Source organism: Cupriavidus sp. C1SS-2L, assembly GCF_057073735.1.
In genome coordinates this window covers 141,154-153,734 of the sequence record NZ_CP172708.1, presented here as the reverse complement: position 1 = coordinate 153,734, position 12,581 = coordinate 141,154, and the positions used below count along the sequence as shown (strand labels likewise).

Annotated in this window: 12 protein-coding genes; 3 read left to right on the top strand and 9 right to left on the bottom strand. The window is 65.2% G+C overall.

The features are described 5' to 3' along the window. Positions 1-14: 14 nt before the first annotated feature. Complete coding sequence (locus tag ACIGJG_RS00635) at positions 15-1,415, top strand: CHASE3 domain-containing protein (RefSeq protein WP_011296313.1); 1,401 nt, start codon at positions 15-17, stop codon at positions 1,413-1,415. A gap of 49 nt (positions 1,416-1,464) precedes the next feature. Here ACIGJG_RS00635 and ACIGJG_RS00630 read toward each other — a convergent pair whose 3' ends face one another. From ACIGJG_RS00630 to ACIGJG_RS00610, 5 genes are all read right to left on the bottom strand, one after another. Next, positions 1,465-1,875 (bottom strand): response regulator, encoded by a 411-nt coding sequence (locus ACIGJG_RS00630; protein ID WP_011296312.1) that lies wholly within the window; start codon positions 1,873-1,875, stop codon positions 1,465-1,467. Between the two features lie 71 nt (positions 1,876-1,946). Further along, a complete protein-coding gene (locus tag ACIGJG_RS00625; protein ID WP_011296311.1) occupies positions 1,947-2,579 on the bottom strand; it encodes a response regulator in 633 nt (210 codons plus the stop codon). Between the two features lie 334 nt (positions 2,580-2,913). Then, entirely contained in the window at positions 2,914-3,276 is a 363-nt protein-coding gene (locus tag ACIGJG_RS00620) for a hypothetical protein (RefSeq protein WP_011296310.1), read from the bottom strand. A gap of 263 nt (positions 3,277-3,539) precedes the next feature. Further along, on the bottom strand, positions 3,540-6,287 hold the full coding sequence (metH, locus tag ACIGJG_RS00615; protein ID WP_011296309.1) for a methionine synthase: 2,748 nt from the start codon (positions 6,285-6,287) through the stop codon (positions 3,540-3,542). A gap of 19 nt (positions 6,288-6,306) precedes the next feature. Beyond that, positions 6,307-7,362, bottom strand: a complete 1,056-nt coding sequence (locus ACIGJG_RS00610; RefSeq protein ID WP_483672649.1) for a homocysteine S-methyltransferase family protein — start codon at positions 7,360-7,362, stop codon at positions 6,307-6,309. 167 nt (positions 7,363-7,529) lie between these two features. Here ACIGJG_RS00610 and ACIGJG_RS00605 point away from each other — a divergent pair, with 167 nt between their 5' ends. Continuing rightward, the gene (locus ACIGJG_RS00605; RefSeq protein ID WP_011296307.1) at positions 7,530-7,922 is read left to right on the top strand and encodes a rhodanese-like domain-containing protein; all 393 of its coding nucleotides are present in this window, start codon (positions 7,530-7,532) and stop codon (positions 7,920-7,922) included. A gap of 82 nt (positions 7,923-8,004) precedes the next feature. On the opposite strand, the gene ACIGJG_RS00600 is transcribed toward ACIGJG_RS00605, so the two are convergent. The 4 genes from ACIGJG_RS00600 to ACIGJG_RS00585 all read right to left on the bottom strand — a co-directional run bounded on the left by ACIGJG_RS00600 (position 8,005) and on the right by ACIGJG_RS00585 (position 11,279). Next, the gene (locus ACIGJG_RS00600; protein ID WP_011296306.1) at positions 8,005-8,262 is read right to left on the bottom strand and encodes a BTH_I0359 family protein; all 258 of its coding nucleotides are present in this window, start codon (positions 8,260-8,262) and stop codon (positions 8,005-8,007) included. A 216-nt stretch (positions 8,263-8,478) separates the two neighbouring features. Continuing rightward, on the bottom strand, positions 8,479-9,327 hold the full coding sequence (locus ACIGJG_RS00595) for an alpha/beta fold hydrolase (RefSeq protein ID WP_483672648.1): 849 nt from the start codon (positions 9,325-9,327) through the stop codon (positions 8,479-8,481). 52 nt (positions 9,328-9,379) lie between these two features. Then, positions 9,380-10,360 (bottom strand): DUF3108 domain-containing protein, encoded by a 981-nt coding sequence (locus ACIGJG_RS00590; RefSeq protein WP_011296304.1) that lies wholly within the window; start codon positions 10,358-10,360, stop codon positions 9,380-9,382. Between the two features lie 85 nt (positions 10,361-10,445). After that, complete coding sequence (locus ACIGJG_RS00585) at positions 10,446-11,279, bottom strand: IclR family transcriptional regulator (protein ID WP_011296303.1); 834 nt, start codon at positions 11,277-11,279, stop codon at positions 10,446-10,448. A gap of 244 nt (positions 11,280-11,523) precedes the next feature. Between ACIGJG_RS00585 and ACIGJG_RS00580 the strand changes: the two genes are divergently transcribed. Next, positions 11,524-12,540, top strand: a complete 1,017-nt coding sequence (locus ACIGJG_RS00580) for a Bug family tripartite tricarboxylate transporter substrate binding protein (protein WP_483672647.1) — start codon at positions 11,524-11,526, stop codon at positions 12,538-12,540. Positions 12,541-12,581: the final 41 nt, after the last annotated feature.

Below are 12,581 nucleotides of genomic sequence, written 5' to 3'. Positions count from 1 at the left end.
CGAGGAATTGCCTCATGTTCAAGCAGTCTTTCCTTCCACATACCCTGCTGCTCGCTGGCGGCATCCTGCTGACCCTGGCCGTGCTGGTCGCGTCAGAGACCGGCAACGTACGCCTGCGCGAAAGCTACAACGAGGTCATCCGCTCGCAGCGCGTGCAGACGCAACTGGCCGCGCTCAATGGCGAACTGGTCAATGCCGAGGCGGGCCAGCGCGGCTTCCTGCTGACCGGCAAGGACAGCTACCTGGATCCCTATTACCAGGCCCTGCCGCGCATCAACGAGCTGATGGCGCACATCCGCGCCGACTACGCGGCCGATCCCGAAGCGCTGCAGATGTTTGGCGAGACCTCCAAGCAGATCAGCAGCAAGCTCAATGAGATGGCGCTCACGCTGCTGTACGGCAAGCGCGACCTGGCGGTGGCGCTGGACCTGGTGCGCACCGACTACGGCAAGCAGACCATGGACAACGCGCGCCGCGGCCTGGACCGGCTGCAGGCGCGCGAAGCCGATACCGTCGCGCACCGGCTGGAGGGCGCCGAGCGCGACGTGCAGCTTTCGCGCTATGGCATCGCCTTGCTGACCGCCATCAATATCGTGCTGCTGATCGCCGTGGGACTCGGCCATGCCAAGCGCCTGACCATGTCGGAATCAGCGCGCGCGCAGGCCGAGGAGGAAGGCCTGCGGCTCGATCGCAAGGTGCGCGCGCGCACACGCCAGCTATCGGCGCTCGCAGGCCACCTGCAGCGCGTGACCGAGGACGAGAAGACCAGGCTTGCGCGGGAGCTGCACGACGAACTCGGCGCGATCCTGACTGCCATCAAGCTGGACTTGCACTGGGTGCGCCGGCGCGTACAGGAAAGCCAGCCGGAAGCCGCCGAAAAGCTGTCGCGCGTGATGCTTCACGTGGACCAGGGCATCCAGATCAAGCGCCGCCTGATCGAAGACCTGCGGCCGACCGTGCTGCTCAACCTCGGCCTGCGTGCCGCGCTGCTCCAGCTGGTCGAGGACGTTGCCGGGCGTAACCACTGGGAATCCGAAGTCAGCGTGCCGGAAGAACTGCCACGCCTGCGCGACGACGCCGCGATCGCGCTCTACCGCATCGCCCAGGAGTCACTCACCAACGCCAGCAAGTATTCGCAGGCCACGCATATCCGGCTGTCGGTCGGTTGCACCGACGAACAGCTGACGCTGACCGTTCACGACGATGGCAAGGGCCTGCCGCCCGATTTCGATGCCGGCAGCACCGCAGGACACCATGGCCTGCTAGGCATGGAGCAGCGCGTGACAGCGCTGGGCGGCAGCATGGAGATCGTGTCGTCGCCCAATACCGGGGTGAGCATACGCGTCGAAGTCCCGCTCACCGCATCGGTCCTGGCACCGGCGGAAGAACCCATCGGCGAGACGCAGCCGGAATAGACTGAAATACGGTAATTCGGGACATACGGGGAGTGTGGAGAAGCGCGCGTCAGGCACCTGCGGCCGCCCGCTCCTCGATCACGCGGAACACCTGCTCCAGCTCCAGCGATTTGTCGAAGAAGTAATCTGCCCCGGCTTCGGCGCACTGGTTGCGGTACACGGACACCTGCGCGTGGTTCGTATAGACGATGCGCAGGCCGGGAAGGTGTTCCCGCTGCATGACACGCAGCACGTTGACGCCATTGCCCTGCCGTAGCTGCAGATCGACGATGACCACGTCATACGGCTTGTCACCGGCGATCATGCGCACCGCCATGGCCTCGGTATCGGCCCAGTCGACGCTTTGCACATAGGGGAAGTCGTTCAGGTATTCGAGGAGCATGCCCCGCAGGACTGCCGAATCCTCGATCAGCAGTACGCGCAGTGCCCGGTATGGGGAGTTCGAAGCCTGCTCCGACATTCTTCAAAAACGTTCAGTGGGACGGTTCACCCGGCGCGTGATGCAGCGTTCGCGTCGGGATCTCCTGGCCGTCATTCGACCAGGCCGTTCTTGATGGCGTAGTAGGTCAGGTCCGCGTTGGTTTTCATGCCCATTTTCTCCAGGATGCGCGAACGGTAAGTGCTGACGGTCTTCACGCTCAGGAAGAGTTCGTCCGCGATCACCGATACCGACTGGCCGCGTGACAGCTTGCAGAAGATCTGGAACTCGCGCTCGGACAGCATCTGGTGCACCGGCTGTTCGGTTGGCTTGTCGAGCCCGCCGATCAGCAGGTCCGCCACAGCCGCGCTGACATAGCGGCGGCCCTGGGCCACGGTGCGAATGGCCTTGACCAAGTCATCCGGCGCGCTTTCCTTGGTGAGATAACCCGAAGCGCCCGCGCGGATCAGGTTGATCGCGTACTGGTCTTCCGGATAAGTCGAAAGAATCAGCACAGGCAGGTCAGGCTTGCGCTGTCGGATCAGTTTGAGCACATCGATGCCGTTGCGCTCGGGCATCGAGATGTCGAGCACCAGCACGTCGAATTCGCCGTCGCGCAATTGCGCCATGACTTCGTCGCCGCTGCCGGCCTCGCCGGTGACCTGGATATCGGGTTCGTCAGCAAGAAACTGGCGCAGCCCTGCGCGAACAATCTCGTGATCATCGGCGATCAGGACGCGGATCATCATGGGCTCCACTGGTGGGGCTTTCGCCTAATAGATTCGGGTGCAGGCGGAACCGCTTGCCGTGTAAGCATTGTAGTGCCGCAAGGCGCCGCGGACTGTCGGTGTCAGGCTGACATGGACGCGCTGCCGCAGTGCCGCAGCAGGGGACGGGTGATCGGGGACGGGAAAAGCGGCATAGGCACCGCCCCTTCCCGTGCACATGCCCAATCCGTACCACAAAAGCAAAGCGGGACGGCTGGAGGTCCGTCCCGCTTTGCAGGTTGCTGCAGTGCGTTAAACCGCGTGGGGCCAGTCCGGGCCCGGGGCGGCTGAGGCCGGCCGCGCCGGCCCCGGCTTACTGGGCCTTGGCGCCCGCGTCGGCACCCGCGTTTGCGCCCAGGGTCGCGTCGGCCTTGTCCTTCTTGTGCGACTTTGCGCTGTGCTTGCTCTTGGCCTTTCCGGCGTCTGCCTTCGCAGGCTCTGCCGGGGTGGCGGGAGTGGCCGGCGTTGCAGGCGTCGCCGCCGCGCTCTTGTCCAGCGAAGTCGATGCGCCTACGCCCGCGCTGGTGCCCCCGACCGGAGCCGGCGCATTCACGGCGGCGCCGACATCGGCCTTGACACCCGCGTTGCCGGCGGTAGTGCCCGTACCTTGCGCCATGGCCAGCGACGAAGCAGCAGCGATCGACAGGGCGGACAGGGAGATCAGCAGTTTCTTCATGGAAAGGCTCCTTTCAGGGTGATCCGCTGCGAAGTATTCGCTGCGGCATCCACGCTGTTGTTCACGTGAACTTGGAGCCAGTCTAGGGGTGCGCCCGTCCCCGGTCTGTGAGTGATTGCAATGCAGTGTAAGGAGTTGTGAAGCGGCGCGAACGGCGCCTGGGGTATGGCGATGCTGCGATGCAAGGCGAATTTCCCTGCCGCATCAAGGACCTGCGCCAGAGCAGGCGCCGCGCGATAGCGGCGCCCCGGCGACGCATGCGGTTACAGGTTGGGGGCCAGCGCCCGCGCCACGGCGTTGCGGTCTTCATGGCGGCGGGCCGCCATGTCGTCGACCTGGTCCTGGCCGATCTTGCCGATCGTGAAGTAGGTCGAGTCCGGATGCGAAAGGTAGAAGCCGCTGACCGATGCGGCCGGCGTCATGGCGAGGGCTTCGGTGATGCCCATGCCGATCTCGGCGCAATCGAGGTACTCGAACATCGGACCCTTGACGGTGTGCTCGGGGCACGCCGGATAGCCCGGAGCCGGGCGGATGCCGCGGTACTTTTCGGCGATCAGTTCGTCGTTGCTCAGGTGCTCGGCCGCGTCATAGCCCCACAGGTCGGTCCGCACGCGCTGATGCAGGCATTCGGCGAAGGCCTCGGCGAAGCGGTCCGCCAGCGCCTTGAGCATGATCGCGCTGTAGTCGTCGTGATCGGCCTCGAACTGCGCTTCCTTCTTGTCCACGCCGATGCCGGCCGTGACCGCGAACAGGCCGATGTAGTCCGCAACGCCCGACGATTTCGGCGCGATGAAATCGGACAGGCAGCGGTTCGGGCGACGCACGCCGTCGACCACCGGGCGCTCGCTCTGCTGGCGCACGTTGTGCCACGTCAGCGCGACCTTGCTGCGCGTCTCGTCGGTATAGATCTCGATGTCATCATCGTTCACCGTATTGGCCGGCAGCAGTGCCATCACGCCGTTGGCGGTCAGCCAGCGGCCCTGGATCAGGCGCGACAGCATGGCCTTGCCGTCCGAGAACACGCGGCGCGCGGACTCGCCGACGATCTCGTCGTTGAGGATGTCCGGGAATTTGCCTGCCAGGTCCCATGTCTGAAAGAACGGGCCCCAGTCGATGAAGTTGGCCAGTTCCGCGAGATCGTAGTTGCGGAACACGCGCCGGCCGATGAACTTCGGCTTCGGCGGCACGTAACCGCTCCAGTCGATCGGCGTCTTGTTCGCGCGCGCCTGGGCCAGCGTCACCATCGGCGTGGCCTTCTTGCCCGCGTGCTGGACGCGGATGCGTTCGTAGTCGGTCTTCAGGTCGTCCAGGTACTTCGCGGCGCCTTCGTCCGACAACAGGCTCGACGCCACACTGACCGAACGCGAAGCGTCCGGCACGTACACCACCGGGCCTTCGTAGTTCGGCGCGATCTTCACCGCCGTATGCACGCGCGACGTGGTCGCGCCGCCGATCAGCAGCGGAATCTTCTTCACGCGGAAGTAGTCGTCACGCTGCATCTCGGAGGCCACGTAGGCCATTTCCTCGAGCGACGGCGTGATCAGGCCCGACAGGCCGACGATGTCCGCGCCCTCGACCTTGGCCTTGGCCAGGATCTCGTTGCACGGGACCATCACGCCCATGTTGACCACTTCGAAGTTGTTGCACTGGAGCACCACCGACACGATGTTCTTGCCGATGTCGTGCACGTCGCCCTTCACGGTGGCGATCACGATCTTGCCACGCGAGCGCACGTCGCCGCCGGCCTGGGCCAGCAGGCGCTTCTCTTCCTCGATGAACGGCAGCAAGTGTGCCACCGCCTGCTTCATCACGCGCGCGCTCTTGACCACCTGCGGCAGGAACATCTTGCCGGCGCCGAACAGGTCGCCGACAACGTTCATGCCATCCATCAGCGGGCCTTCGATCACCTCGATCGGACGGCCGCCGCGCGCGGCGATTTCCTGGCGCGCCTCCTCGGTATCGTCGACGATGAAATTGGTGATGCCGTGCACCAGCGCGTGCGCGAGGCGCTTTGCCACCGGCACCGGCTGCTCGGGCGTGCCGCGCCAGGCCAGGTTCTCTTCCTTCTTGGCGCCGCCGCCCTTGAACTTGTCGGCGATCTCCAGCAGGCGATCGGTGGCGTCGTCGCGGCGGTTCAGCACCACGTCTTCCACGCGCTCGCGCAGTTCGGGATCAAGCTGGTCGTACACGCCGAGCTGGCCCGCATTGACGATGCCCATGTCCATGCCCGCCTCGATGGCGTGGAACAGGAACACGGTGTGGATCGCCTCGCGCACCAGGTCATTGCCGCGGAACGAGAACGACACGTTCGACACGCCGCCGCTCACCTTCGCATACGGCAGGTTCTGCTTGATCCAGCGCGTCGCTTCGATGAAGTCGACCGCGTAGTTGTTGTGTTCCTCGATACCCGTCGCCACCGCGAAGATGTTCGGGTCGAAGATGATGTCCTCGGGCGGGAAGCCGACTTCGTTCACGAGGAAGTCATAGCTGCGCTTGCAGATCGCGGTCTTGCGCTCGAAGGTGTCGGCCTGGCCTTTCTCGTCGAAGGCCATCACGACGGTGGCCGCGCCATAGCGGCGGATCAGCTCGGCATGGTGGCGGAACTGTTCCTCGCCTTCCTTGAGCGAGATCGAGTTCACCACGGGCTTGCCCTGCACGCACTGCAGGCCGGCCTCGATCACTTCCCACTTGGAAGAATCGATCATGATCGGCACGCGCGCGATGTCCGGCTCGGAGGCGATCAGATTCAGGAAGCGGACCATCGCCGCTTTCGAATCGAGCATCGCCTCGTCCATGTTGATGTCGATGATCTGCGCGCCGTTCTCGACCTGCTGGCGTGCGACCGCCAGCGCCTCGTCGAACTGGCCGTTCAGGATCATGCGGGCGAAGGCCTTCGAGCCTGTGACGTTGGTGCGTTCGCCGACGTTGACGAACAGCGTGTCGTCGTCGATCGTGAACGGCTCCAGGCCGGACAGGCGCATCGGGCGCGGGGGCAGTTGGTTCGTGCTCATGTCTTGTTGTCTCGCTGGCTCAGGCGGCTTCGCTGTACTGGCCCGGCCACGTGCGCGGGCTCCGCTTCGCCACGCGCTCGGCGATGGCGGCAATGTGTTCAGGCGTGGTGCCGCAGCAGCCGCCCACCAGGTTCACCAGCCCCGAGGCGGCGAATTCGTCGACCAGCGACGAAGTGACTTCCGGCGTCTCGTCGAAGCCGGTTTCGCTCATCGGATTCGGGAGGCCCGCGTTCGGGTAGCAAGAAATCGCCACGTCGCAGACCTTCGCCAGTTCGGCGATGTATGGACGCATCAGCGTCGCGCCCAGCGCGCAGTTCAGGCCGAACGTGACGGGCTTCACATGGCGCAGGCTGTTCCAGAACGCTTCGACGGTCTGGCCCGAGAGAATGCGGCCCGACGCATCGGTCACGGTGCCGGAGATCATCACGGGCAGGCGCTCGCCGGTGTCTTCGAAGAGCTGATCGATCGCGAACAGGCACGCCTTGGCGTTGAGCGTGTCGAAGATCGTTTCCACGAGGAACACATCGGCGCCGCCATCGAGCAAGCCCTTGCCCTGCTCGTAGTAGGACTCGCGCAGTTCCTCGAACGTGATATTGCGCGCGCCCGGATCATTCACGTCGGGCGAGATGCTGGCTGTCTTCGGCGTGGGGCCGAACGCGCCGGCCACGAAGCGCGGCTTGTCAGGCGTGCTGTACTTGTCGCAGGCCGCGCGCGCGAGCTTCGCGGCTTCGACATTCATCTCGTACGCGAGCTCGGCCATCTTGTAGTCCTCCTGCGCCACACTTGTGGCGCCGAAGGTATTGGTCTCGATGATGTCCGCGCCGGCGGCGAGGTACTGCTCGTGAATTTCGCTGATGACCTGCGGACGCGTGAGCAGCAGCAATTCGTTGTTGCCCTTCACGTCGACCTTGTGTTCCGCGAAGCGCTCGCCGCGATAGTCGGCTTCGGTCAGTTTGTAGCGCTGGATCATGGTGCCCATGGCGCCGTCCAGAATCAGGATGCGCTCGCGCAGCAGCCGGGGCAGATTGGCAGCCCGTGTATAGGGACGCACGGAGGGTTGTTCAGGGGCACTCATGGCGGGGACTGTTAGAAGGCGGGACGGATAGTCAAGACGGCGATTTTATCAGGTGCATCAAGGCCTTGCGGGTGTGGCGGGTTGCCTGCATACGGTCTGGGCGCCTACACTGAGAGGCGTAACGATCACCATTTGCCGGCGCTGGCGCCGGCTGCCTCCGCACCGCCATGGAACACCTCAGCCCCGCCGACGCCCAGGCCCTGTTGCAGCAATCGCCCGAGGCATTGTTCATCGATTGCCGCAGCGAGATGGAATACCTGTTCGTCGGACACCCCAAAGGCGCACACAACGTGCCCTGGAATGACGGGCCCGATTGGGAAGTGAATCCGCATTTCGTGCAGGTTGTGAAGAAGCTTGCCGGGCAGGCTTCGGCGCGACCTGTGCTGTTGATCTGCCGCAGCGGCAATCGGTCTACGGCTGCGGCTCGCGCTTTAGAGGGGGCCGGGTTTTCGAGTGTTTATAACGTTCTGCATGGATTTGAAGGTGATCTGGATGCGGAGCGGCACCGGAATACGGTGAATGGGTGGAGGTTCGAGGGATTGCCGTGGGAGCAGTATTGAGCGCCCCGGCATCGAACGAAGCGGCCAGAAATGACAACGCCCGCGATACCGCGGGCGTCACGTCATTCGAGGGCTGACACGCTCAATGCATCACCAGCGGATGCGTCATCACCGTATCGAACTTCCCGAGAAAATCGTCAACTTCTTCCACTGACGGCTCGCTTTCGATCAGCCTCTGCACGTCGGCACGGAAATTCTCAGCCAGCTTCCCGCCAAGAAAAATCTCCCGCTTCATGTTCTTGTCGACGATTTCATAGCCACCGAATTCAAGAGGCGCTTGCTCGACATCTGCGCCAAACTCAACGATGCAGTAGTTGTCGCTGTTGTAGATCATTTGCATGGCACACCTCCTTGCGTCATGGTTGGGGCGGCCGGCCTTTTTCATTGTTGCCGTTGAGCGGGGCGCGGCGTGGTTATCTCCAAGCTAGGGGCGGCCACGGCAATTTCAAGTTTTGCGTGCGAGCCGCCGTACGGATACAACGTTTTCTGCCTTTATAAGTTGGGCAACGGCAACACCAACAAGTTTCTTGAGGTTTGGACACCAGTGTGTTGTGCCTTACGGAACGTCGCATTGGCCGCCGCAGGCAGCGTGACCGAGGAACGTATCCAGCGCGGCATGGAAGCGATCCGCCTGTTCGACCGACACCAGATGCGCCGCAGGCAAGACTTCCAGCCGAGACCCAGGAATCGCCGAGGCGATGGACTTCGCCATGGCGACTGTCGCACCCTGGTCATGTTCGCCCGCTACGACCAGCGTCGGGCAATGGATGCGGCCCAGGGCGCTTGCCATGTCGAACGCCATTACGGCCTGCCCTACGCCGACATAGCCGCGTACCGGCGTGGCCAGCAGCATCGCGCGGATGCGCGCGACTTCGTCGGGATGCGCGTTGCGGAATGGCTCGGTCAGCCAGCGCTCCAGCGTGGCATCCGCAAGGCCCGACATGCCATGCGCTTCGACTTGCCCGATGCGGTTGTGCCACATCGGATGCGCTTCCAGCGGCGTGCGGCTGATGGTGGCCGCGAGCGTCAGCGATAGCAGCCGTTCGGCATGGCGCACGCCAAGCGTCTCGCCGATCATGCCACCCACCGAGATGCCGCAGAAATGCGCCTGCGGTATCTGCAGCGCGTCCATGATGGCGGCGACATCGTCGGCCAGCCGCACCATCGTGTAGGGCCCGACCGGTGCATCGCTGTTGCCATGGCCGCGCATGTCCGGGCGCACGACGCGATAGCGCGACGAAAGATGGCGCGCCGTGGCATCCCACAGCGTATGGTTGGCGCCGAGTGCGTGCGCAAGGATGACCCACGGGCCGTCGGCGCCATCCACGCGGACGTGCAGGTCGGCGCCATCGGCGTGGATGCGATGCGTCTCTCCGGATGTGTTGGCTGCGGTGCTGGCGGTCATGGCGGAGCTCCTTGAATGGCTGACGGTTCGGCGCGGGCGGCGCCGCGCGCCGTTACTGGCCTTCGGTGCTGCGATAGACGAGGTCGATCTGCGTGCCGTCCGGCTCGGTCTGGCGCAGCCGCACTGGCATCCACCCGAGCGACTGCGCTAGCCAGATTTCCACGCGACGCTTGTCGCCCGCGTGCCGTTGCAGCCGCACAAAGTGCTTGGCACGCACCATGCCGCGGCCGGTATCGATCTCTTCCTCTCCAACATACTGCACTTGCATCGGTTGCATGTCCCGCGTGTCGGCGACCTGGAACGCCTCGGTGACGCCCGGCGCCGCATAGCGCTGAGGATTGCCACGGACGCGACCCACCAGTTGCAGGAACACGCTGAACCGGTCCTGGGCACCCGGCGACAGCTGCGCCTGTGTGCCCCGCGCGAACGCGACCGTGCCGGCGGACTGGTCGAAGCGTGCGGCTTCGGATTTGCCGCGCCGGTTTTCCTCGTAGCGTTCGGGGACGAGGCCCGTCTCGGTCATGACACCGCTGCTCTGGAAGGCGAAGCGGAACCACAGCACGCGCGTCTCGACCGCCAGGCGATAGTGCTTGCCGTCCTGCTCCCAGCGGATCAGACCGTCCGGGTTCTGCACGCCGTTGACGAAGCTCGCGTAGTGCATGGTGGCCGAAGGCGGCGGAACGTATTTTTCGCCTTCCTGTGCGGGCGGACCGGCCGGTCCAGCAGGAGCCGGAGCCGGGGACGGCGCAGCGGCTGCGCCGGCGCCGTTGCCGCCAGGACCGGTGACGGTTTCGGTGGTACCGCCTTCGGATGTCGCTACAGGCGGCGCAGGCGGCTCGGGCGGTGTTTCCACGGCCTTGGGGACGGGCTGAGGCGCGGCAGGACGCGGCTTTGGCGTGGGATGAGGCACCGCGGGCGGCGGGCGCGCCGGCCGCGGCGGCGGCAACAGCACCGCTTCGAGCGCCGGCGTTTCACTGACATCGAGCGGGATCAGCGGGCCGGGCATGCGCAGGAAGCCGATCACGGCCAGCATGTGCACGAGCAGCACCAGCAAGATGACGAGGATCCAGCGCCGCCGCCGCCAAACGCGCGGATCGGCGCCGGTTCTGGCGCGAGAATCAGAGGGGGCCGTTCCGTCCGGCCGTTTGGGCGGCGCCAAGGTAGCCGAGTTCCGATGAAAGCTGTTTGGCGATCTCTCGCACGCGGCGATCGACCGTACCGTTCCATTCTGCATCGAATATGCTTTGCGCGCCGAGCACGATCAAACCCATGGCCAGATGGCCGTTGGCGTCGAACACCGGCATCGAGAACGCGTTGATGCCCGGCAGCACGCCGCCGCGCGTACGCGCCGCGCCGTGTGTGCGCACATCGGCGCAGATCGCATCGTATTCGGACAGGCTGGCCGGGATGTCGGGCACGTCGTCCTGGCCGCGCGCGGCCAGCTCGCGCTCGATCAGCGGCAGCGTCTGCTTGCGCGACAGGTACGCGCCGTAGAGGCGGCCGGTGGCGGAGTTGAGCATCGGCATCACGTCGCCGAGCCGCAGGCTGACCGTGACCGGGTGGCTCGATTCCTCCCAGTGCACGATGGTGGGCCCGTGGTTGCCCCACACCGCGATGCCCGCGGTCAGGTCGATCTCGTCACGCAACTGCGACAGGATCGGCCGCGCCTTCTTGACCGGATCCAGCCGGTTCAGGCCGGCCAGCCCGAGCTGCAGCGCGAACGGCCCGAGATCATAGCGCCCGCTCACCGGGTCTTGCGCCACTGCGCCGAGGCGCAGGAAGCTGACCAGGTAGCGATGGGCCTTGGCCGGATTCATCTCCGCCGCGGCGGCGAGGTCGCGCAGCATCATCGCGCGCGGCGAGGCGGCCAGCGCCTGCAGCAGCTTGAACCCTACCTCGATGGACTGGATACCGGAGCGCAGCTTGGCGTCGTCTTCCTCAAGTTCGGTCATGCGCGGCGAGCATCGGTGGCGTGAATGGAAAAAATCGGGAGATAAAGCAGAATTGTGGGGTATTCGGCGCCGGCAGCACAGGGGATCCGGCAAAAACCTTACGTAAATTTACTATAGCGAAATCGATTTACCAATTTTTAAACGGTGAGTAGACTTTGCCGACAGACCCGGGGCCCACTGGTCAGCATGGACCGCGGTGCCGCAGGACAAGGCCGGGCTGCGAATACCCAGACGGAGACAACCGATGATGCCCTTCCGCCCCGCGCGCGCCACGCTGCGCGCCGCCTCACGTTCCCTGGCCGTCCTTGCCGCTACCGCCACGCTGGCCGTGGGCGCCGCCGCGACTGCGCGCGCGGCCGACGCATGGCCGTCGCAGCCGATCCGCTGGGTGGTGCCCTATCCGGCAGGCGGCGGTACCGACGTGGTCGCGCGTACGCTGGGTCAGGCCATTACCCCTGCGCTCGGCAAGCAGGTGGTGATCGACAACCGTCCTGGCGCGGCGACCATCGTCGGCGCTGACGCGGTCGCGCACGCCAAGCCCGACGGCTACACCGTGTTGACCGCCGACACGGCCACGCTGGCCGCCAATCCGTCGCTGTACAAGAAGCTGCCCTACAACGCCGATAAGGACTTCGTGCACGTCGGCATGATCGCGCGCTTCCCGCTGGTGCTGGTGGCCACGCCGAATTTCCCGGCTAAGACGCTCAAGGAAGTCATCGAGTACGCGCAGAAGAATCCCGGCAAGGTCAATTTTGCGTCGCCGGGCCCGGGCAGCCCGCACCACCTGGCCATGGAGCTGTTCATGGACCAGACCCACATCAAGATGACGCACGTGCCCTACAAGGGCGCCGCGCCGGCCGTGCAGGACCTGCTCGCCGGCCAGGTGGACCTGATGTTCGTGGACCTGGCATCGGGCCAGCAGAACGTGACCGCCGGCAAGCTGCGCGCGCTCGGCGTGGCAACGCCGAAGCGCCTGGCCATGTTGCCCAATGTGCCGACCGTCGCCGAGGGCGGTGTCGCGGGCTTCGAGGCCTACGCGTGGCAAGGCGTGGTGGCGCCGGCCGGCACGCCGAAGCCGATCGTGACGCGGCTCAACGCTGAACTCGTCAAGGCGCTCAAGAGCCCCGATGTGCAGAAGCGCATGGAAGGCGTGGGCGTGGAACCGGTGTCGAGCACGCCCGAAGAGTTCGCGCAGTATGCGCACGCCGAAGCCGAGCGCTGGGGCAAGCTCATCAAGGCGAAAGGCATCACGGTAGACTAACGGCCGCCACGTGTGGTCGCCGGGAAATCCGGAAATCCGGC

Excerpts from the sequence above, each read along its gene's own strand:
- ACIGJG_RS00635 (WP_011296313.1), top strand. The coding sequence starts at position 15 with ATGTTCAAGCAGTCTTTCCTTCCACATACCCTGCTGCTCGCTGGCGGC.
- ACIGJG_RS00630 (WP_011296312.1), bottom strand. The coding sequence starts at position 1,875 with ATGTCGGAGCAGGCTTCGAACTCCCCATACCGGGCACTGCGCGTACTG.
- ACIGJG_RS00625 (WP_011296311.1), bottom strand. The coding sequence starts at position 2,579 with ATGATCCGCGTCCTGATCGCCGATGATCACGAGATTGTTCGCGCAGGG.
- ACIGJG_RS00620 (WP_011296310.1), bottom strand. The coding sequence starts at position 3,276 with ATGAAGAAACTGCTGATCTCCCTGTCCGCCCTGTCGATCGCTGCTGCT.
- metH (WP_011296309.1), bottom strand. The coding sequence starts at position 6,287 with ATGAGCACGAACCAACTGCCCCCGCGCCCGATGCGCCTGTCCGGCCTG.
- ACIGJG_RS00610 (WP_483672649.1), bottom strand. The coding sequence starts at position 7,362 with ATGAGTGCCCCTGAACAACCCTCCGTGCGTCCCTATACACGGGCTGCC.
- ACIGJG_RS00605 (WP_011296307.1), top strand. The coding sequence starts at position 7,530 with ATGGAACACCTCAGCCCCGCCGACGCCCAGGCCCTGTTGCAGCAATCG.
- ACIGJG_RS00600 (WP_011296306.1), bottom strand. The coding sequence starts at position 8,262 with ATGCAAATGATCTACAACAGCGACAACTACTGCATCGTTGAGTTTGGC.
- ACIGJG_RS00595 (WP_483672648.1), bottom strand. The coding sequence starts at position 9,327 with ATGACCGCCAGCACCGCAGCCAACACATCCGGAGAGACGCATCGCATC.
- ACIGJG_RS00590 (WP_011296304.1), bottom strand. The coding sequence starts at position 10,360 with ATGCTGGCCGTGATCGGCTTCCTGCGCATGCCCGGCCCGCTGATCCCG.
- ACIGJG_RS00585 (WP_011296303.1), bottom strand. The coding sequence starts at position 11,279 with ATGACCGAACTTGAGGAAGACGACGCCAAGCTGCGCTCCGGTATCCAG.
- ACIGJG_RS00580 (WP_483672647.1), top strand. The coding sequence starts at position 11,524 with ATGATGCCCTTCCGCCCCGCGCGCGCCACGCTGCGCGCCGCCTCACGT.